At 66.7% G+C, this 20,315-nt stretch carries 19 protein-coding genes and 1 pseudogene; 13 read left to right on the top strand and 7 right to left on the bottom strand.

The features are described 5' to 3' along the window. Positions 1-96: 96 nt before the first annotated feature. From queA to secF, 5 genes are all read left to right on the top strand, one after another. Positions 97-1,173: a tRNA preQ1(34) S-adenosylmethionine ribosyltransferase-isomerase QueA gene (queA, locus tag B0684_RS02190; protein ID WP_018650223.1), complete on the top strand. Its 1,077-nt coding sequence runs from the start codon at positions 97-99 to the stop codon at positions 1,171-1,173. Further along, the gene (tgt, locus tag B0684_RS02185) at positions 1,163-2,278 is read left to right on the top strand and encodes a tRNA guanosine(34) transglycosylase Tgt (protein ID WP_018650222.1); all 1,116 of its coding nucleotides are present in this window, start codon (positions 1,163-1,165) and stop codon (positions 2,276-2,278) included. The genes queA and tgt overlap by 11 nt, the downstream gene beginning before the upstream one ends. Positions 2,279-2,361: 83 nt before the next feature. After that, positions 2,362-2,691, top strand: a complete 330-nt coding sequence (yajC, locus tag B0684_RS02180) for a preprotein translocase subunit YajC (protein WP_018145833.1) — start codon at positions 2,362-2,364, stop codon at positions 2,689-2,691. Between the two features lie 21 nt (positions 2,692-2,712). Continuing rightward, positions 2,713-4,581, top strand: a complete 1,869-nt coding sequence (gene secD / locus B0684_RS02175) for a protein translocase subunit SecD (RefSeq protein WP_018650221.1) — start codon at positions 2,713-2,715, stop codon at positions 4,579-4,581. A 14-nt stretch (positions 4,582-4,595) separates the two neighbouring features. Beyond that, the gene (gene secF, locus B0684_RS02170; RefSeq protein ID WP_018169631.1) at positions 4,596-5,543 is read left to right on the top strand and encodes a protein translocase subunit SecF; all 948 of its coding nucleotides are present in this window, start codon (positions 4,596-4,598) and stop codon (positions 5,541-5,543) included. 115 nt (positions 5,544-5,658) lie between these two features. Here the strand turns inward: secF and B0684_RS02165 are convergent, their stop codons facing one another. From B0684_RS02165 to B0684_RS02150, 4 genes are all read right to left on the bottom strand, one after another. Further along, positions 5,659-6,177, bottom strand: coding sequence for a DUF302 domain-containing protein (locus tag B0684_RS02165; RefSeq protein WP_018169632.1), 519 nt, complete (start codon positions 6,175-6,177; stop codon positions 5,659-5,661). Between the two features lie 99 nt (positions 6,178-6,276). Next, positions 6,277-6,828, bottom strand: a complete 552-nt coding sequence (locus B0684_RS02160) for a C40 family peptidase (protein ID WP_231362644.1) — start codon at positions 6,826-6,828, stop codon at positions 6,277-6,279. Next, complete coding sequence (locus B0684_RS02155) at positions 6,806-7,606, bottom strand: hypothetical protein (RefSeq protein ID WP_018650220.1); 801 nt, start codon at positions 7,604-7,606, stop codon at positions 6,806-6,808. The genes B0684_RS02160 and B0684_RS02155 overlap by 23 nt, the downstream gene beginning before the upstream one ends. 117 nt (positions 7,607-7,723) lie before the next feature. Beyond that, entirely contained in the window at positions 7,724-9,286 is a 1,563-nt protein-coding gene (locus B0684_RS02150) for a bifunctional aminoglycoside phosphotransferase/ATP-binding protein (protein ID WP_026313060.1), read from the bottom strand. Positions 9,287-9,426: 140 nt separating this feature from the next. Here B0684_RS02150 and mrcB point away from each other — a divergent pair, with 140 nt between their 5' ends. From mrcB to truD, 5 genes are read left to right on the top strand one after another with little or no spacing between them, the layout of a single operon-like run. Continuing rightward, positions 9,427-11,781, top strand: coding sequence for a penicillin-binding protein 1B (gene mrcB, locus B0684_RS02145; protein WP_143592436.1), 2,355 nt, complete (start codon positions 9,427-9,429; stop codon positions 11,779-11,781). Continuing rightward, a complete protein-coding gene (locus tag B0684_RS02140) occupies positions 11,778-12,350 on the top strand; it encodes a tetratricopeptide repeat protein (RefSeq protein WP_018650217.1) in 573 nt (190 codons plus the stop codon). Before mrcB ends, B0684_RS02140 begins: the two co-directional genes overlap by 4 nt. 19 nt (positions 12,351-12,369) lie before the next feature. Next, complete coding sequence (locus B0684_RS02135) at positions 12,370-14,331, top strand: ATP-dependent DNA helicase (RefSeq protein WP_018650216.1); 1,962 nt, start codon at positions 12,370-12,372, stop codon at positions 14,329-14,331. Next, complete coding sequence (gene tsaB / locus B0684_RS02130; RefSeq protein WP_018169639.1) at positions 14,322-15,005, top strand: tRNA (adenosine(37)-N6)-threonylcarbamoyltransferase complex dimerization subunit type 1 TsaB; 684 nt, start codon at positions 14,322-14,324, stop codon at positions 15,003-15,005. Before B0684_RS02135 ends, tsaB begins: the two co-directional genes overlap by 10 nt. Before the next feature lie 14 nt (positions 15,006-15,019). After that, positions 15,020-16,075 (top strand): tRNA pseudouridine(13) synthase TruD, encoded by a 1,056-nt coding sequence (truD, locus tag B0684_RS02125; RefSeq protein ID WP_018650215.1) that lies wholly within the window; start codon positions 15,020-15,022, stop codon positions 16,073-16,075. A gap of 7 nt (positions 16,076-16,082) precedes the next feature. On the opposite strand, the gene B0684_RS02120 is transcribed toward truD, so the two are convergent. The 3 genes and pseudogenes from B0684_RS02120 to B0684_RS02110 all read right to left on the bottom strand — a co-directional run bounded on the left by B0684_RS02120 (position 16,083) and on the right by B0684_RS02110 (position 18,135). Beyond that, complete coding sequence (locus B0684_RS02120) at positions 16,083-16,514, bottom strand: PAS sensor domain-containing protein (RefSeq protein WP_018650214.1); 432 nt, start codon at positions 16,512-16,514, stop codon at positions 16,083-16,085. Between the two features lie 222 nt (positions 16,515-16,736). After that, the gene (locus B0684_RS02115) at positions 16,737-17,345 is read right to left on the bottom strand and encodes a Tll0287-like domain-containing protein (protein WP_018650213.1); all 609 of its coding nucleotides are present in this window, start codon (positions 17,343-17,345) and stop codon (positions 16,737-16,739) included. Positions 17,346-17,597: 252 nt separating this feature from the next. After that, positions 17,598-18,135: pseudogene (locus B0684_RS02110) on the bottom strand (Smr/MutS family protein). 110 nt (positions 18,136-18,245) lie between these two features. Between B0684_RS02110 and surE the strand changes: the two are divergent. The 3 genes from surE to B0684_RS02095 are packed head-to-tail and all read left to right on the top strand — an operon-like array spanning position 18,246 to position 20,315. Then, positions 18,246-19,016 (top strand): 5'/3'-nucleotidase SurE, encoded by a 771-nt coding sequence (gene surE / locus B0684_RS02105; protein WP_018145818.1) that lies wholly within the window; start codon positions 18,246-18,248, stop codon positions 19,014-19,016. Beyond that, the gene (locus B0684_RS02100; RefSeq protein WP_018169643.1) at positions 19,006-19,671 is read left to right on the top strand and encodes a protein-L-isoaspartate(D-aspartate) O-methyltransferase; all 666 of its coding nucleotides are present in this window, start codon (positions 19,006-19,008) and stop codon (positions 19,669-19,671) included. The genes surE and B0684_RS02100 overlap by 11 nt, the downstream gene beginning before the upstream one ends. A gap of 59 nt (positions 19,672-19,730) precedes the next feature. Continuing rightward, positions 19,731-20,315, top strand: a complete 585-nt coding sequence (locus B0684_RS02095; RefSeq protein WP_018145816.1) for a YqaA family protein — start codon at positions 19,731-19,733, stop codon at positions 20,313-20,315.

Raw genomic sequence — 20,315 nt, 5'->3', positions numbered from 1 at the left:
CCGTAGTGTAGCGCAGGTTCTCTGCGGCACAAACGGGGCAGAGCGATCTTCCGCACTCCGCGCCGCGTCGAGTGGTGCGTGGTAGGATCGCGCGCCATGCGTGTTGCCGATTTCGATTACGAGCTCCCGCCGGAGCTGATTGCACAGTATCCGCTACCGGACCGGGCGGGTTCGCGTCTGTTGGTCCTGGAGGAAGAGCGCCCGCGGGACGCTCGCTTTGCAGAGATCGAGGATCTTCTGCGGCCGGGTGACCTGCTGGTGCTGAACGATACCCGGGTGATTCCGGCGCGTGTCTTCGGGCGCAAGGAGAGCGGGGGACAGGTGGAGGTCCTGGTCGAACGAATCGAGTCGCCCGGCCAAGTGCTGGCGATGGTCCGCGCCAGCCGGGCGCCGAAGGTCGGGGCCCGGCTACGCCTGGCGGATGCCTTTACCGTTGAAGTGACCGGCCGCGAGGGCCCGTTCTTCCGCCTGGCCCTGGTTGATGCCGACGATGTGCTCGCGTTGTTGCGCGAGCATGGACACATCCCCCTGCCGCCCTATATCGAGCGCGCCGACGAGGCGCATGATGCCGATCGCTACCAGACCGTGTTCGCGGCGCGCGAGGGTGCGGTTGCTGCCCCCACGGCAGGCCTGCATTTCGATGATGCCCTGCTGGGGCGCCTGCGCTCGGCGGGGGTGGAGACCGCGACGGTGACCCTGCACGTCGGGGCGGGGACCTTCCAGCCGGTGAAGGTCGAGGACACTTCGGCGCATGAGATGCATGCGGAGTGGTTGGAGGTGTCCCCCGAGGCCTGCGCGGCGGTAGCGGCCTGCAAGGCGCGTGGCGGGCGTGTGGTCGCGGTCGGTACGACCTGCGTGCGCTCGCTGGAGACCGCGGCCGCTGGGGGAGAACTGGCGCCGTTCCAGGGCGAGACGCGGCTATTCATCCAGCCGGGGGATCGATTTCGGGTGGTGGACCGGATGGTGACCAATTTTCATTTGCCGCAGAGCACGCTGTTGATGCTGGTGGCGGCATTTGCCGGCTATCGCCGGATCCTGGATGCGTATGCCCACGCGGTGGCGCAGCGCTACCGGTTTTTCAGTTACGGCGACGCGATGTGGCTGGCGCCGGGGCAGGGCGATGATCTGCCCCCGAGTATGACCACCGCCGCGGGAGAGTCCGATGGAGTTTGAGAATCTGGCTGCCGATGGCGCGGCGCGCCGCGGCCGTCTGCACTTCCCGCGCGGGACGGTGGAGACCCCGGCCTTCATGCCGGTGGGAACCTACGGCACGGTCAAGGCGATGACGCCGGAGGAGCTGCGCGAGCTGGGCGCAGAGATCATTCTCGGTAACACCTTCCACCTGATGCTGCGCCCGGGAACGGAGGTGATCCGGGCGCATGGCGACCTGCACGATTTCATGCACTGGGAGGGCCCGATCCTGACCGATTCCGGCGGATTCCAGGTCTTCTCGCTTGCGGAGATGCGCAAGATCAGCGAGGAGGGTGTGCGTTTCCAGTCACCGGTGGATGGCTCGAAGGTGCTGATGACGCCGGAGTCCTCGATGCAGGTGCAGCGTGAGCTGGGCTCGGACATCGTGATGATCTTCGACGAGTGCACGCCATACCCGGCCACCTTGGACGAGGCGCGCCAGTCGATGGAGTTGTCGCTGCGCTGGGCGGCGCGTTCGCGCACGGCACACGGTGACAATCCGGCGGCGCTGTTCGGCATCGTGCAGGGCGGGATGTACCCGGACCTGCGGCGGGAGTCGGCCGAGGGGCTACAGGCGATCGGCTTTGACGGTTACGCGATCGGCGGGCTGTCGGTGGGCGAACCGGAGGACGAGCGCCTGCAGACCCTGAATGCCACCCTGCCGCTGCTGCCGCAGGATCGTCCGCGCTACCTGATGGGGGTGGGCCGGCCGGAGGACATCGTCGAGGCCGTGCGACGCGGCGTGGACATGTTCGACTGCGTGATGCCGACCCGCAATGCCCGCAACGGGTTCCTCTATACCCGCGAGGGCGTGCTGCGCATCCGCAATGCGCGCTTCCGCGACGATGTCGGCCCGGTCGATCCGGAATGCGGGTGCTACACCTGTCGCCACTATTCACGGGCGTATCTGAAGCACCTGGACAAGTGCAACGAGATCCTCGGTTCGCGCCTGGCGACGACCCACAACCTCCATTACTACCAGGATTTGATGCGCGGATTGCGCGAGGCGATCGCGGCCGGCGCCCTGAATGAGTTCGTCGCCGATTTCTACAGTCGACGCGGCATGGCAATCCCGCCTGTGCCATAATCCGCGCGGTATTTTTTCGCTCGCCGGGTGTGGCCCGAGCTCCCCGGTAGCGTCCGAATCTGAACCGAAGACGGAGTGTTTCGATGGACTTTCTGATTTCTGCAGCGCATGCCCAGGAAGGTGGAGCGGCCGGCGGCGGCATGATCGAGTTCCTGATCATGATCGTTATTTTCTTTGCGATCATGTACTTCCTGATCATCCGCCCGCAGAGCAAGCGCGCCAAGGAGCACCGCTCCATGGTCGAGGCCCTGTCCAAGGGCGACGAGATCGTCACCAATGGCGGTGTGGCCGGCAAGATTACCGAAGTCAGCGACGACTTCATCAAGGTCGACATTGCCGACGGCGTGAACGTGGCCGTACAGAAGCAGTCGGTCGCCTCCGTGATGCCCAAGGGCACGCTCAAAGATCTCTAAACGCCCTCCAGGGTTTTTGATATGCGCAATTCCTATCCGGCGTGGCTGTACGCCCTGATCGTCGTGGTCGTTCTGGGCGCGGGGCTGTATGCCGCGCCCAACCTGTTCCCGGAAGACCCGTCGGTGCAGATCGGCAATCCGGTCACCGGCGAGATCGACGGGAACATCCGTGACCTGATGGGCACCATCCTGGGTGCCCAGGGCGTGACGCCGAAACAGGTGGAGGAGCAGGACGACGGGCAGCTACTCCTGCGCTTCGAGACCACCGACGAGCAGTCGCTGGCCGCGGAGATCCTGCGCAATGCCCTGGATGACAACCACACCGTCGCCCTGAATCTGGCCCCGGCCACACCGAACTGGCTGCGCGCGATCAACGGTCAGCCGATGGCGCTGGGTCTGGACCTGCGCGGCGGGGTGCACTTCCTGATGGAGGTGGATCTGGATGCCGTGATTGGCACGGCGATGGAGCGCTACTCCAACGAGCTGCGCGGAAGGATGCGTGACGAGCGTCTGACGTTCGACACGATCGAGCGCAGTTCCAGTGACCTGACCGTCATGTTCGCGGACGAGGAAAACCTCGCGGCAGCCGAGAGCTGGCTGACCCGCGAATATCGCGGCGAGCTGGAATGGGAGATCCGCGGGAGCGGCGACACCACCCGCATGGTGGGCACCCTGAGCGATGACCACCTGACCGAGCTACGCCGTCAGGCCCTGCAGCAAAACATCTCTACCCTGCGCTCGCGCGTGGATGAGCTGGGTGTGGCCGAGCCGATCATTGCCCAGCAGGGCGAGCACCGGATCGTGGTTCAGCTCCCGGGCGTGCAGGACACCGCGCGGGCCAAGGAAGTGCTCGGCGCGACCGCCACGCTGGAGTTCCGCCTGGTCTCCGAGGCCGGTGACCCGATGGAGGCCGCTGAATCTGGCCGCGCACCGTCCGGGACGCGTCTGTACCGCGAGCGTGACGGGACCCCGGTGCTGCTGCAGCGCCAGGTGATGCTCACCGGTGACTACATTACCGACGCCTCTTCCGGGATTGCCCAGGATAGTGGCGGCCCGGCCGTGTTCATCAATCTCGATGGCCAGGGGGCGCGCATCTTTTCGCGCGTGACCTCGGATAACGTGGGCCGCCTGATGGCGTCGGTGTTCATCGAGACGACCACCGAGACGGTGGAGGAAGACGGCGAGCAGGTCATGCGTACCTCGCGCAGCGAAGAGGTCATCAACGTTGCGCGCATCAACGAGCCGCTGGGCCGACGCTTCCAGATCTCGGGCCTGGACACCACGCGTGAGGCGCGCAACCTCGCGCTGCTGTTGCGCGCCGGTGCGCTGGCCGCGCCGATGTCGATTGTCGAGGAACGGACGGTGGGTCCGAGCCTGGGCCAGGAGAACATCGATCGCGGCATGCAGTCGGTGGTGATCGGATTCATCCTGGTGATGATCTTCATGATCCTCTATTACCGCGCCTTTGGACTGATCGCGAACGTGGCGCTGGCGCTGAACCTGATCTTCATCGTCTCGGTTTTGTCGATGCTGCAGGCGACCCTGACCCTGCCGGGGATTGCGGGGATCGTGCTGACCGTCGGCATGGCGGTGGACGCCAACGTGCTGATCTTCGAACGCATACGCGAGGAGATCCGCAACGGACTGTCACCCCAGGCGGCCATTTCGTCGGGCTATGACCGAGCGTTCACCACCATCGCGGACGCCAACGTGACCACGCTGATCGCCGCGCTGGTGCTGTTCCTGTTCGGTACCGGGCCGATCAAGGGCTTTGCCATCACGTTGTCGATCGGGATCATCGCGTCGATGTTCACCGCGATCATCGTGACCCGCGCAATCGTCAATCTGACCTACGGGCGCCAGCGTCGACTGACGCGCCTGTCCATTTGAGCGCGGAGAAAACCATGCTTCCGCATCTGAATTTCGCTGAATCGCACATCGATTTCCTTGGCAAGCGCAAGATTACGATCGCGATCTCGCTGGTCCTGATCATTATCTCGGTGGCGCTGCTGGCCACCCGCGGGCTGAACTTCGGGATCGACTTCACCGGGGGGACCCTGGTGGAAGTGGGCTACCCCGAAGCGGTGGAGCTGGATACGATCCGCGAGACCCTGTCGGCGGGTGGCTATGAGGGGGCGCAGGTGCAGACCTTCGGCACCTCGCGCGATGTGCTGATTCGCCTGCCGCCAAGCGAAGACGACGACAACCCGGCGATGTTGTCCAACCGGGTCCTGAACGCCCTGCAGGATGGTGGGCCGTCGGATCCGGACCTTCGCCGCGTGGAGTTCGTCGGTCCGGCCGTCGGCGAGGAGCTGCGCGAGCAGGGCGGTCTGGCGATGATCTATGCGCTGGCCGGCATCCTGATCTATGTGGCAGTGCGTTTCGAGTGGCGCTTCTCCATTGGATCGGTGCTGGCGCTGGTGCACGACGTGTTGATCACGCTGGGAATCTTCTCGCTGCTGCAGATGGAGTTCGACCTGGGGGTGCTCGCCGCCGTGCTGGCGGTGATTGGCTACTCGCTGAATGACACCATCGTGGTGTACGACCGAATACGCGAGAACTTCCGTGTGCTACGCAAGCAGAGCACGGAACAGGTGATGAACAATGCGGTGAACAAGACCCTGGCGCGGACCATCGTGACCAGCTTGACCACCCTGCTGGTGTTGCTCTCGCTCGCCATTCTGGGTGGGGCGGCCCTGCAGAACTTCTCGATTGCCCTGATCATCGGGGTGGTCGTGGGGACGTACTCGTCCATCTTCATCGCGGCAACCGCGGCGTTGATGCTGGGTGTGGACCGTCAGGTCCTGCTGCCGGTCAAGAAGGAAGGGGCGGAAGAGGATCAGACACCCTGACCCGGTTCACGCCTGACCGAATCACCCTGTCCTAGCCACGTAGGACAGGGGACATAAAAATGCCCGGGGCCGCAAGGCTGCCGGGCATTTTTCGTTGCGACAAAGGTCCTTGGGATCAGAAGGCGAGGGCTTCCTTGATGATGCGCTCGACCAGTTCGTTCACGGCGCGCAGGCTTTCCTTCGAGTCCTTGTCGCCGACCTCGGGAACCGGCGTGTAGCCCATGTAGATTGTGCCCGGTTCCTCGGAGAGCTCGTAGACCGTGATGATGTAGGGGCAGAAGAGCATGTTGTGCGGATCGGCCTCCATGGTCGCGCGCGAGTAGGTGGCGCTGCAGAAGTCGACCGATTGCCCGTTGAGGTAGATGCCTTCGCCGCTTTCCTGTCCGCCGGTGCGGTCCAGCATGTTGGCGATGTAGCCGACGTTGTTGATGACCAGGCCTTCAGCCGCGATGGCCTCTTCAACCATCTCGAAGTAGAAGTCGTATTCGCCTTCGGTCGTGAAGATGACGCGTTCGTCGGTCTCCATGAACGTCTCATAGGCGCTGGCGGTGCCGCCAACGGCGAGACCGAGGCCCAGGCCGATCGCCAGGGCGGAGTGGCGCAGGGTGCGCGAAATACCGGTGAGTGTTTTCATGGTTCCTTCCTCTATTGTGATTCCAGGCCTGGCCAGGATGGGGTTGTATGCCCGCCGTCAGCGGTGAGTTTGGCGACGACGGGCGGGCTCTGATCGCGGTCAGTTGAAGAAATGACCGGCAAAGCGGGTTCGGGGTGCCCAGTACGGGTTGTCCAGATGCTCGATGCGAACCTGACCCCGTGCGCTGGGCGCATGCACGAAGCGGCCGTCTCCCACGTAGACCCCGACGTGGTCGATTTGATTCCCGTTAATGGCGAAGAACACCACGTCACCCGGGGTGGGCGGTCCCTCGCGTCGGGTCGCTGCGCGGGCCTGGTCGCGTGTCGTGCGCGGGACGGCGCGCCCGGCCTCGCGGTAGGCCCGCTGGACGAGGGCCGAGCAGTCCAGCCCGGTGGCATCCGTGCCGCCGTACTGGTACGGGGTGTCGAGGTGACCGAGGGCGGTCAGCACGACCTCGGAGCGTTCCAGGCCAGCCTCGGGCGTGGGGCTCATTGGGCCGTCCGCAAGGCCTTCGGGTGTGGCAACGGGCGCGGTATCCCCTCCGCGCGGTTCGGGGCCCGCACTGCAGGCCGCAAGCAGCAGAAGCCCGGGGCCGGCCAGGGCAAGCGGCAGCCGTCGGCGCCAGGTGTCAGAAAAGATCGCGTTCGGCATAGCTGTCGGGGACGCTGAAGAGTGCGGCGCTGAGGTCGTCGGTGGAGATGCCGGCAAGCCGCGTGGTCACGCCGCCCTTTTCACTGACCTGCAGCGGGATGCCGTCGACGCGCGGCAGCAAGGAGGCGCCCATCTGCGAGGCCATCGGCCCGCCGGCCTCAAGGGCGTTCAGGGACAGCTCGTACAGGCGATCCATCAGGGCGCCCAGGGTCGCGAAATCCGCGCTGCCCAGGCCCAGGGTATCCGGCTCCGTTACGCAGACCGTGCTTTGCACCTGGCCGTCGATCAGCACCTCGTAATCGTCGCAGACGAAGTCCCCGATTTTGTGTTGTTCGCCGGTGGCGCGGGTGTCGATCTCGGCATCGAAACCTTCCGCCCCGATGCCCAGCTGCTCCTCGAGCTGCTGGCGCACCTCGGGCGGGAGCTGCGCCATTTGCCGGCGCAGGTCGCTGACCATGTCGGTCATGGCGCGCATCTGCTGGTCCATCACCTCGCGAGTCAGCGGGGTGTAGGTCTGTTCCGTGTCGTCCACGACCGTCAGCTGATCGGTTCTGGCGTCGAAGAGCATGTAGCCGGAGGTGCCGCTGATGGACTCGTTGAGCTCCATGCGCACGATGTCGCCGCGCACCAGGATCTGGCTGTCCAGTCCTTCGTCGTCGACGTAGTGCAGCAGGGCATCGGCCTGGGCGGTGGAGCCGATGGCCAGCAACCCGCCGACAGCAATGGGCGTGAGGGTGCGGCGGATTCGGTCGAGCGGACCGGGGCGGTAATGATGCATGGGGGCTCCTGCGGTTTCCTGGTCGGGTTCCGGGCTCGAGGGCGAGCGTGCCAGTTCCTGTGTCTCGAAGTTGACGGAGTATCCGGGGTCTGTCTATCGCTGATTGTACGCGGTCGCTCAGCTTGCGACGGGTTGCAGCAATTGGCGGGCGAGCGCGTCCGGATCCAGCGGTGCCTCCGGGGCCACCTCGATGCAGCCCTCCTCGGGGGCGGGCCATTCCTGCTGCGGCTGTTGCTGTTCCATCACCTCGACGCCGGCATCCGAGGCATCACGGCCCGCACGGGTGCGGGCCTCGAGTCGTTCGCGCAGCACTTCGTCACGGGCGCGACAGGCAACCACCGCAAAGCCGGCCGCCTGCTCCAGTGCCAGACGCTGGAACGGGGCGCGCTGGTCCTGGGTCAGGAAGGTGGCGTCGACCACCACGGTCAGGCCGAGCGCCAGCAGGCGTTGGGCGCGTTCGCGCAGATGGCCGTAGATCTGGGCCCGGGCGTCGGCACTGTAGGAGACGGCGTCGGACAGGCGTTTGCGTTCGATATCCGAGCGCAGGCGCACGGCGCCCAGGGCTTCGATGATCTGTGTGCTGATCACGGTCTTGCCGCTGCCAGAGACGCCATGCATCAGGATCAGGCGGGGGGATCCAGGTTCGGTCAGGCGCTCGGCGAGGGCTAGATAGCGGCCCATCTCCGCCTGGTGGGCCGCCTGTTCGTCGGAAGGGAGCTGCGACTCGGCCCCGTGAATGCCCTGGACCTTGGCCCGGATGAGTGCGCGGTAGACCTGGTACAGCGGCAGGAGCGCGAGACCGTCGAAGTCTTCGCGCCCGTCCAGGTAGGCATTGAGTAGCCGCCAGGCGTGGGCGCGCGACTGACGGGCCAGGAGATCCATGGTGGTAAAGGCGATCTCGGAGATCACGTCGATCCAGCGCAGGGCGGGGTCAAACTCGATCGCGTCAAAGGCGACCGGCACTTCCTCGCCGTTCTCGTCATCGACATAAACCAGGTTGCCCAGGTGCAGGTCGCCATGGCCATGGCGCACGAAACCCTCGTCATGCCGAGCTTCAAGTGTAGCCTTCAATCGATTGATTTCCGATCGCGTCCACTGTTCCAGCCGTTCCAGGCGTGCCCGGTCCGACGCACCACGAACGGTCTCCTTCAGGGCCGGAAAGTTGTCCAGCATCGGTTGGGTGGCGGCCTCTTCGGTGCCGTACTCGGACTGCGCATCGGTGCGTTCGGTGCGTTCGTGGAAGGCGGCGATGTAGTGCCCCAGGGCATCCATGGCGGCGGCGGGCAGTTGGCCCTTGTCCAGAAGGTGGTCCAGCTGCCGTTTGCGGTCGAACCGGCGCATATGCACGGCGTAGTCGAGGATGGGCCCCTCGCCGTTGATGACAGGGTGGGCATCGTCGCCATTGAGGGTGGCAACCTCCAGGTAGATCTGGGGTGCCAGACGGCGATTGACCTCCAGCTCGGTCTCGCAGTAGTGCTGGCGAGCCTCGAGGGTCGAGAAGTCGAGGAAACCGAGGTTCAGCGGTTTCTTGAACTTGTAGGCGTCCTCACCCGCGAGGATGACCGTGGAGATGTGGGTCTCGATGGTGCGCACGGTGTTGGCATCCGGCACCGGGGCGGGAAATCCGCGGTCCGCGACCAGTTGGTGCAGGCGCTTGTGGTGCTGTTCCAGTTCGGTCATCAGGGCTCCGCAGTAGGCCATGGGGGTGTTGGGCATCGGGAGCCGGGTCTTTTTCCCGGAATCGCCGGCCATGCACCCGTTTTCGCTTACGCATCAGGTTACCATTGCTGCCGTTTCGGTCACCTCGCCCATCACACGCCATGCCGCGAAAAGCCACTACACGTTCCCGCAAGCGAAGCGCGCCCCGAAGGGGCCGGCTCCGGCGCCTGTTCGGTGCGGGCAGCTGGACCCTGGCAGGGCTGCTGCTCGCCGGCCTTACGGTGGGTGGCATCTATGTGCATCAACTGGACCGCGAGATTCGTGAACGGTTCGAGGGGCAGCGTTGGGCGCTGCCGGCGCGGGTGTATGCGCGGCCCCTGGAGCTCTATGCGGGGCGGTCGTTGACCGCGGATGCGCTGGAGATCGAGCTGCGCACCCTGAATTATCGCCAGACCCCGGATGGCGCCGGGCCCGGCGAGTTCCGCATCGAAGGCAGTAGCGCGCGCCTGACCACCCGGCCGTTTACCTTTGGCGACGGTCGGGAGCCGGCGCATTCGGTGCGGGTGCGCCTGTCCGAGGGCCGCGTGGAGTCGGTCACCGAGCAGTCCAGTGGGCGCAATGTGGACCTGATGCGGGTGGAGCCGCTGCTGATTGGGAGTATCTATCCGACCCACGGGGAGGACCGTATCCTGGTCGATATTGACGAGGTCCCGCGCGAGCTGATCGGGGCCTTGCTGGCGATCGAGGACCGCCGCTTCATGTCCCATCGGGGGGTGGACCCGGTCGGCATCGGGCGGGCCGCGGTCGCGAACCTGCGGGCCGGACGCACGGTGCAGGGTGGCAGCACCCTGACCCAGCAGCTGGTGAAGAATTTCTACCTGACCCGTGACCAGACGCTGACGCGCAAGCTGAACGAAGCGGTGATGGCCCTGTTGCTGGAGCACCGTTATGACAAGCGGGAGATCCTCGAGGCCTACCTGAACGAGGTCTTCCTGGGGCAGACCGGTGAACGGGCGATCCACGGCTTCGGTCAGGCTGCGCAGTTCTACTATCAGCGCCCGTTGAACGAGTTGCGGCTGGACCAGCTGGCGCTGCTCGTGGGGCTGGCGCGCGGGGCCAGTTACTACGACCCCCGACGTTATCCGCAGCGTGCCACGCAGCGCCGGGACCGGGTGCTGGAGGCGATGGCCGAGACGGGACTGGCCGAACGCGACCGGGTGGACCGGGCGCTGGCGACGGCGCTGGATGTTTCCCCGGTTATGCCGGAAGGGCGCAGCCGCTTTCCGGCGTTCCTGGATCTGGTGCGCCGGGAGCTGCGTACGGATTACGCGGACGAGGACCTGCGCAGCGAGGGCCTGCGGATCTTCACGACCATGGACCCGGTCGTCCAGATGCGCCTCGAGGAACGGCTGGTACGCGGCGTGGACGACCTGGTCCGGCGTCGCGGGGGCGGCACCGACCTCGAGGATCTGCAGGCCGCGGCCGTCGTGACCGACCCGCAGGCCGGCGAGGTGCTGGCGGTGGTCGGGGATCGCAACCCGCGTTATCCCGGCTATAACCGGGCGGTGGAAGCCCAGCGGCAGGTCGGTTCGGTGATCAAGCCGTTCGTGTACCTCGCGGCCCTGACCAACCCGAACCGATACACCCTGGCGACGCTCCTCGACGACAGCCCGCTGACCCTGCAGCTGCCGCATGGCGAGCCCTGGACGCCACGCAACTTCGACCGCGAACACCGGGGGCCGGTGACCGCGTGGGAGGCACTGGTGCAGTCCTACAACATCGCTACGGTGCGTCTGGCCGAGGATATCGGGATCTCGCAGGTGGTCAGCTTGCTGCAGACGCTGGGTCTGCAGCGCACACCGGCCCCGTTGCCGTCGCTGGCGCTGGGTGCGATCGAGCTTTCGCCACTGGAGGTGGCCGGGCTCTATCAGGCCCTGGCGAACGGTGGCTATGCGACCGAAACCCGGGTGATCCGCGACGTGCTGGATCAGGACGACGAGATGCTCTCGCACTACGGGCTGTCCCTGCAGGGCGCGGTGTCGGATGGTGCGGTGCGTTTGTTGACCCACGCGCTGCATGACGTGACCCGGGAAGGTACTGGGAGCCGGATCAATGCGCGCCTGAACGGTGAGGTCGTGGCCGGGAAGACCGGAACCACCAACAACTTTCGCGACAGCTGGTTTGCGGGTTTTGATGATCGCCACGTGGCGGTGGTCTGGCTGGGTATGGACGATAACCGTCCCACCGGTCTGACCGGTGGGGTGTCCGCCGCGCCGGTCTGGGCGGAGATCATGGCGGGGATCGGGGTGCAATCCCTGCGCCTGGAGGGCCACCCCGGCATCGACTATCAGGGGGTCGATCTTGCCTCTGGGTTGCGTGTGGAAAGCGATGACCACGCCTGCGAGTCGGTGAAGAGGCTGCCGTTCTGGCAGAATTCGAGCCCCGAGACACGCGCCGAGTGTGATCTGCGCAGTGATTCCAGCCCGCAAGGCTGGTTCGAGAGGCTATTCCGGTGAAGATGTTGTGTACCGCACGATCCCCGTTTCGCGTCGCGCTGCCCGCCGGTTCGGCGTGGCGCCCGGCGCAGTGGCTGGGTGCTGTTGCGCTGGCCGCGCTGCTCGCCGCCTGTGCGACGCCGGCGCCCCGGGATGCGAGTGCCCCGGTGCCCGACGACGGGGATATCACCGGGGAGGATGCAGCGCCCAGCCAAGATCGGGCCGAACCCCGTGAGCCGGAACGCGCGGCGACACCCGCCGCGGCCCTGAACCTGGCCCAGCAGGCCGAGTCCGCGCGCCAGGCCGGGGACACCGCGCGAGCGGAGCAGCGTCTGGAACGCGCCTTGCGGATCGCGCCGCGGGATGCCGGGCTGTGGCACCAGATGGCCGCGCTGCGCATGGAACAGGGGCGCTATCAGCAGGCCGAGCGGCTGGCCGGTCGTTCGTTGCAGATGGTGGGCGCTGGAGACCGCGAACTGGCCCTGCAGAATTGGCGACTGATCCTGAAGGCCCGCGAGGCGCAGGGCGACGCGGCCGGGGCCGACGGGGCCCGCGAGGCGATCCGCCGCCTGGAAGCCGACATTGTCTGACTCGTCGAACGCGGTAACGGTGGAGTCGGCGGCGGTACGGGCCCTGAGCCCGGGCGGGGACCTGGCCACTGCGGTCGAAGGCTTCCGTCCGCGCGAGCCACAGCAACGCATGGCCGTGGCGGTCGAAGAGGCGCTGGCGACTGCGCCCACCGCCCTGCTGGTCGAGGCGGCGACCGGGGTCGGCAAGACCTTCGCCTATCTCGTGCCGATCCTGCAGTCGCGCCGGCGTGCCCTGATCTCCACCGGAACCAAGACCCTCCAGGACCAGCTCTTCGATCGCGACCTGCCGGTGGTCTGCGAGGCCCTGGGATACCGCCCGCGGGCTGCGCTGCTGAAGGGCCGTGCCAACTATCTGTGCCACTACCGCCTGGAACTGGCCGCGGCCGAGGCCGGGGGGGCGACCGGCAGCCCCGTGCGCCGCGAGCAGTTGCCGGTCATCGAGGCCCTGCAGCGGTTTGCGCGTACAAGCCCTACCGGCGACCTGGGGCAGGCCGGGATCCTCGCGGAGGACTCCAGGTTGTGGCCGCAGGTCACCTCGACCGTGGACAACTGCCTGGGAGGGGAATGCCCGAGCTACAACGACTGCTTCGTGGTGCAGGCCCGCAAGCGGGCACAGGAGGCGGACGTGGTGGTGGTCAATCATCACCTGTTGCTCGCGGATATGGCCCTGAAAGAAGAGGGCTTCGGCGAACTCTTGCCGGAGGTCGACGCGGTGATTGTCGACGAGGCTCATCAGCTGCCGGATATCGCCGGGTCGTTTTTTGGTATTGCGGTCGGCACGCGCGCGTTACGCGAACTGGCTCGAGACACCCGGCGCGAGCAGGAACAGCATGCCCCGGAGATGCTGGATATCCGCCAGCGCATCGCGGAGCTGGAGGCGAGTGTGGCCGAGCTGCTGGATGCCTCGCGCACCTGGGAGGGCCGCTCCAGCTGGGATACGGTCAGTCCTGGCGGCGAGCTCGATCCGTTGCTGGATCGGCTCGACACGAATCTCGGTTTTGTCGGCGACGCGCTGGAGGCCGCGGCCGCACGGGCACCAGGCCTGGAGCAGCTGCGCGGGCGCAGCGCCCTGTTGCTGGAACGCCTGCGCGACTGGCGCGAGGAGACCCCGGACACGGTGGCCTGGGCGGAGCGTTTCAGTCAGAGCCTGATCCTGCACCGGACACCGCTGGATGCGGCACGGCCGCTGGCACAGCGGCGCGCCGCGCGGCCGGCGGCGTGGATTTTTACCTCGGCCACCCTGGCGGTGGGCGAGGACTTCGGCCATGCGGCGCGCCGACTCGGCCTGCCGGCCGATGTCGCAAGCGAACGCCTGGACAGCCCGTTCGATTTTCCCAATCAGGCCTGCCTGGTCCACCCACAGCCCCCGCTGCCCAATCCGAACGACCCGGGCTATACCCGCGCCTGCATCGCCTGGGCCTGGCCGCTGCTGCGTGACAACCCGGGCGGCGGATTCTTCCTGTTTACCAGCCATCGCGCATTGCAGGAAGCGGCAGCGATCCTGCGTGCAGAGTTGCCGGCTGATCGCGAACTGCTGGTGCAGGGCGAGCAGCCGCGAGGCGACCTGCTGGCGCGTTTTCGCGAGTCGGGCAATGCATGGCTGCTGGGGGCGCACAGTTTCTGGGAAGGCGTCGACATCCGCGGCGAGGCACTGTCGGTGGTGATCATTGATCGTTTGCCGTTTGCCGCGCCCAATGACCCGGTGCTGCAGGCGCGCGCGTCCGCGCTGGAGGCGGAGGGGCGTTCCCCGTTCATGGAATTCACCCTGCCGCAGGCCGTGCTGGCGCTGAAACAGGGCGCGGGGCGGCTGATTCGGGACGCCGAGGATGCGGGCATCCTCGCCTTGTGTGATCCGCGGCTAACCGGGAAATCCTACGGCCGGCGCTTTCTGGCCAGCCTGCCGGCGTTTCACCGTACGCGGGAGCCGGCCGCCGCGCTGCGTTTTCTCGAGCAGGCCCGGGGACGCAACACATGCGCTTGATCGCACTGGAGACCGCTTCCGAACAGTGTTCGGCAGCCCTTTATCTTGATGGCGAGATCCATTGTGTGCGCGAGCGCGCGGCGCGCCGGCATGGCGAGCTGATCCTGGGGCAGATCGAGCAATTGCTGCGCGAGGCGGACGTGCCGCGCAGCAGTCTGGATGGCGTGGCCGTCGGACGGGGGCCGGGGGCGTTTACCGGTGTACGCCTGGGGCTGGGCGTGGCGCAAGGGATTGCCTTCGCCCTGGACCGTCCGGTGGTTCCGGTCTCCACGTTGCAGGCGCTGGCCCAACAGGCGCTGCGCGATGATCGCCGGCCGGCGGCCGTGCTTGCGGCGCTGGATGCTCGCATGGGGGAGGTGTACTGGAGCCTTTGTCCGGTTCAGGGCGAGCGCGTGGGCCTTGGGCCGGAGCAGGTGGCCGCACCGGAGAGCCTGGTCGTGGCCTGGCCGGTGGGCGAGCGCTATGGGCTGGGGTCGGCCTTCGCCACCTTCCCCGATCTGGCCGCCGCCCAGGGGCTGGCGAGCGAGGCGGTGGACGCCGACGCGTTGCCCGACGCGCAAGAGGTTGCGCTGCTGGCAGTGGATGCCTGGGAGCGCGGTGAGGCGGTGGCGCCTGAAGACGCGCAGCCGGTCTATGTGCGCGACGATGTTGCCCGGCCGGCATCCCCCCGATGAGTCAGGAGCCCGAGATGAACGCGACACCCTACCCCTGGCACCCGCCCCTGAGCGCGATGATCAAGGCGTGCCCGGAAGATTTCCGGGTTGAGGAATTGCCGGCAACGACGCCCGAAGGTGAGGGGGAACATGTCTGGCTGGAGATCGAGAAGCGCCTGCTGAACAGCGAGGACGTGGCGGTGTGGCTGGCGCGCGAGTCGGGCGCAGGCCGGGGCAAGGTCAGCTACGCCGGGCGCAAGGACCGCCAGGCGGTGACGCGCCAGTGGTTCAGCGTGCAATGCCCGCCGGAGTCCGAGCCGGATTGGACGGCCCGGGCCGAGGCCTGGAATGGCGCCCAGGAAGGCGAGGAGGCGGCGGGCCGGATGCGGATGCTGCAGGGCGCCCGCCATGCGCGCAAGCTGCGTACTGGGCACCTGGTGGGCAATCGCTTCGAGATCCGTCTGGGTGATGTGCAGGGCGATCGCGCGGCCGCGGAACAGATCCTCGAGGCGATCCGTAGCGGGGGGATTCCCAACTACTTCGGGGCGCAACGCTTTGGCCGCGACAACCTGGCCAAGGCGCGGGCCTGGCTGGGGGGCGGTCGCGCGCCGCGCAGCCGCAACCAGCGCAGTCTGCTCTTGTCCGCCGCCCGTTCCGCGATCTTCAACGCGGTACTGGCCGAGCGGGTCCGCCGCGGCGACTGGGACCGGTTGCTGCCGGGTGACGTGGCCAATCTCGAAGGCTCGGGCAGCGTGTTTCCGGTGGCGGAGGTGGATGCCGAGCTGGAGGCGCGCGCTGCCCGGCTGGATCTTCATCCGACGGGGCCGCTGTGGGGCAAGGGTGCGATGCAGACGGAAGGCGAGGTTGAGGCACTGGAGACGACGATGGCCGCTGGCGAGCCGGCGTTGGCGGAAGGACTGGCCAAGGCGGACGTGAAGGCGGCGCGGCGCGCGCTGCGCATGGTGCCAGGCGCCGTGGAGTGGCGCTGGGAGGGGCATGACCTGTGGCTGACGCTGGAGCTGGGGGCCGGGGAGTATGCGACCGGTGTGCTTGAGGCGATCTGCGTCCCGCGGGCAGCGGATCGCGCCTGAGTCGGCGTCAGGCGGAGTTCTTGAGCTTGCGTTCGGCGCGTTCGGCGCGCTGCTCGGCTTCCACGCGGTCGGTGATGTCTTTCTGGATACCGATGTAGTAGGTGAGTCGGTCTTCGTCGTTGAACACCGGGGTCAGCGACAGCTCGTTCCAGAACAGGCTGCCGTCCTTGCGGTAGTTGCGCAGGGTCACACGGCAGGGCCGGTTTTCGTCGATGGCCGCACGAATCTCCTGGCGCACCCCCTGGTCGGTATCCTCCCCCTGCAGGAAGCGGCAGTCGCGGTAGAGGATCTCCTCGGAGCGATAGCCGGTCAGTTCCTCGAAGGCACGATTCACGTAGATCAGGATGTTGTCGTCGCCCTCGCGCTCGGCGATCACGATGCCGTCATTGGAGGCATCCACGGCGAGGGCAAGCAGTTCGGCATCTATGGTTCGCGTCATATATGGCGTTTCGGTCGGGTCTGGGGGTCGTGCGCGCGGAGGGGCGTTTTGCTGGCGCCCCTCTCGGCTTTCATGGCACGAAAATAGCACGTTCCGGTGCGGTTGTGCTCAAGGATGGAGGCTGTGGTGGGCGCCCCGGCATGGTCCCGGCCACAAAAAAGGCCGCCCGGGGGCGGCCTCTTCCGATGGGCCCGGGACTCGGGCCCGATGGTCCCGGAATGCCTACATTTCCTGGGTCACGGTGAAGGCGCCGCGCACGTCACCCTCGCGGAAGCCGGTCGCCTGGTCGTCGGGGTAGAGACGTTCCAGCGCGTGCTTGACGTCGCCACTGACGTCGGAGCCGTGGCAGGTCAGGCAGGCGCCGCCGGTCGGGATGGCCGCCATGAAGCGGAATTTCGGGTCACCATCATCGGATTCGACCACGCCAAAGCGCGGCGGCAGATCCGTGGCTGGAGTGCCAGCCGCATGCTGGGCCTCGAAACCCTGCAGGGTCAGGCGTTCCCAGCGGTCGGGGGCGTTGTCCTGGTTGCGCAGCTTCAGGCTGGTTCTCCCGATCTCGATGCCGGTTTCCGCCGAGATGTCACGCGCAATGGCGGGGGCGCGCTCGTTGCACACCTGGATCGCCTCGGTGGGGCCGCCGGACTGCATGGCGGACATCAGTTCGCCCTGGAGCGTGCTGGCAAATTTCTGAATGGCGTCACGATTGGCAGCGATGCGCTCTTGCAGGTCGTCCTGAGAGAGCTGCGGCATGCTGTCTGCGCCCGCTTGGCCGCTGGCGGCAGAGAAGGCGATCAGGCCGAGGGCCAGGGGGGCAAGCTTCCAGTTCTTCATGGCAAATACCTCGTAGTGCAGAGTCCGTTGCGTCCTGTGTCTGTACAAGACCTGTACAAAGCATGGACCGATCGTGGATAAAGTGCAAGGTCGGTGTTCACCAAATGATAGATGAATCCGGGTCAGGATTCCGGGGTCCGCCTTGCGGGTCTGGATCCAGTCTAAGCATCCAAATCGCAAAATGCGAATATATCGAAAGGCGTATGTGAGGGCGCCGTTTGTCGCGTGGAAGATGGTCTCTGGATGCGGGTTTCAGCGGCCGGGATCCGGGCTCCGGGAGCGCTTGAGGAGGACATAGACGGCACCGGTGCCGCCGTCGGTCGGCCGCGCGGAGCAGAACGCAAGGACATCGTCGCGCTGGCGCAGCCAGTGGTCGGTCAGCCCCTTGAGTACCGGGCCCTTGTGGCGTGAGCGCAGGCCCTTGCCGTGCACGATGCGTACGCACAGCGCGCCGCNNCAGGCCAATGGCGCGGCGCGCCTCGTCGGCGAACAGGCCGTGCAGGTCGATCTCGTCCTGTACGCGGTAGTGTCCGCCCCGCAGCTTGCGGAAGACGCGCGGGCTGATGCCGGGGCGGGCAAAGCGGAGTTCATCGCCCGGTTGCAGATCGGCGGCGTTAAGCGGATCGCTGAGCCAGTCGGCATGGGCGCGCGCCTCGTCGGCCTCTCGCTGGCGTGCCCGGGCTGCGGGAGGCGGGGGACGGACATCGGCCTGATCACTGTGCAGCCGTCGCACGTTGCCAACGGCCTGCAGGAATTCGTCGAAATCGTTGGGATCATCCCCGGAGTTCATGGCAGGATACTCGCACTTTTCGGGGGGCGGGCGCGATCGAGTCGATTCGAGAGCGTCTCCCTGGACGGTTTCCAGTATATTGAACGCCCTCCCAACGGCCCTGTTCCTGCATGCGCATTCTGGTTAGCAACGACGATGGAATTCACGCCCCGGGCATCCAGTGCCTGGCGACGCATCTGCGGCGGATTGCCGAGGTGCACGTGGTGGCCCCGGACCGGGATCGCAGCGGTGCCAGCAACAGCCTGACGCTGGTGCGGCCGCTGCGGGCGCGTCACCTCCAGAGCGGTGATGTACAGGTCGACGGGACCCCGACGGACTGCGTGCACCTGGCGATCACGGGGTTGTTGCAGCAGGAGCCGGATGTGGTCATCTCCGGCATCAATGCCGGTGCGAACATGGGCGACGACGTGCTGTATTCCGGCACGGTGGCAGCTGCGATGGAAGGACGCTTTCTGGGGCTTCCGTCGATTGCGGTGTCGCTGGTGGGTCCGGATCTGCAGCACTACGACGCTGCGGCAAGCGTAGTGGTTGAATTGCTGGACCGCATCAACCGCGTGCCGCTGCCGGCGGCCACCATCCTGAATGTGAATGTGCCCGATCTGCCGCGCTCCGAGATCCGTGGTGTGCAGGCCACGCGCCTGGGGCATCGCCATCGGGCGGAGCCGATGATCGCGGACGAGGACCCCCGCGGGCGCCCGATCTACTGGGTCGGGCCGGCCGGGTCGGAACAGGATGCCGGCCCGGGTACCGACTTCCACGCGGTGCGCGAGGGCTACGTCTCGGTGACGCCGATCCAGGTGGACCTCACGCGCTTTGACGCCATCGACACGGTGGGACGCTGGCTGGACGACTCGCTCCCGGAGGCTGGACATGGTTCCTGACGCCACCGGCGCCGGTTTGACCTCGCAGCGTGCCCGTGACCGACTGGTCCGGTTGCTGGAGGGGCAAGGCATCCGCGACCCGCGAGTACTGGAGGCGATCCGTTCGATTCCGCGCCACCTGTTTGTGGAGGAGGCGCTGAGTCATCGCGCCTACGAAAACACGGCGTTGCCGATCGGACATCGCCAGACCATCTCCCAGCCCTTTATCGTCGCGCGCATGACCGAGGCACTGCTCGAGGGCGAGCGCCCTCGGACGGTCCTGGAGATCGGGACCGGCTCCGGCTATCAGGCGGCGGTCCTGGCGCAGATCGTGGATCGGGTGTTCTCGGTGGAGCGCATTCAGGCGCTCAGCCGGAACGCCCGTGAACTGTTGAGCCGTCTGGGCATCAACAACGTCAATCTTCGGCACAGTGACGGGGCCGACGGCTGGCCGGACAAGGCGCCGTTCGACGGCATCATCCTGACCGCAGCGCCGAAGGAGGTCCCCGAGGCATTGCTGACCCAGCTGGCGCTGGGCGGGCGCCTGGTCGCGCCGGTGGAAGGCCCGGATGGGCGTCAGCAGCTGGTGCGCTATACCCGGACGGAAGAGGCCTATGTGCGCGATATCCTGGATGCGGTGATGTTCGTGCCGATGCTTCCGGGGGCCGAGCAATGACGGCGGACCGTGCAGGTCGAGGCATTTGTGGCTGAACTGGTCGCGGTGGTACGGCATCGATGAAGCTCTTCGAGCCGCTCTACGACCGGGTGATGGCCTGGTCCCGCCATCGTCATGCGCCGCGTTATCTGGCTGGGCTCTCGTTTGCCGAGTCTTCGTTCTTTCCCATCCCTCCGGACGTGATGCTTGCGCCGATGGCGGCGGCGCAGCCGCGTTCCGCCTGGCGGCTGGCCGCGCTGACCACCCTGTTTTCCGCGCTTGGCGGTTTGCTCGGGTACCTGATCGGGTGGCTGGCGTTCGAGTGGATCGGGCCCTGGCTGCATCAGGTCGGGTACGGCGAGGAGTTAAGCCAGGCCGAGGCCTGGTTTGACACCTGGGGAGTCTGGGTCGTCCTGGTCGCCGGCTTTTCACCGATCCCCTACAAGCTGTTCACCGTGACCGCCGGGGCGCTTTCTATGGCCCTGTTGCCGTTCTTGATCGCGTCGCTGGTGGGGCGCGGGCTGCGTTTCTTCCTGGTCGCGTTGTTCATGGCCTGGGCCGGGCCGCGTGCGGAGCGCCATCTGCGACCGTATATGGAGCGTCTGGGCTGGGCGGCCATTATCCTGCTGGCCGTGGCCATGGCGATCTATCTGGTAATGGACTGA

It is taken from the genome of Thioalkalivibrio versutus (assembly GCF_001999325.1).
Classification (GTDB): Bacteria; Pseudomonadota; Gammaproteobacteria; order Ectothiorhodospirales; family Ectothiorhodospiraceae; genus Thioalkalivibrio; species Thioalkalivibrio versutus.
Note: the sequence above shows the minus strand (reverse complement) of the source record. Positions and strands in the feature narration are given on the sequence as shown.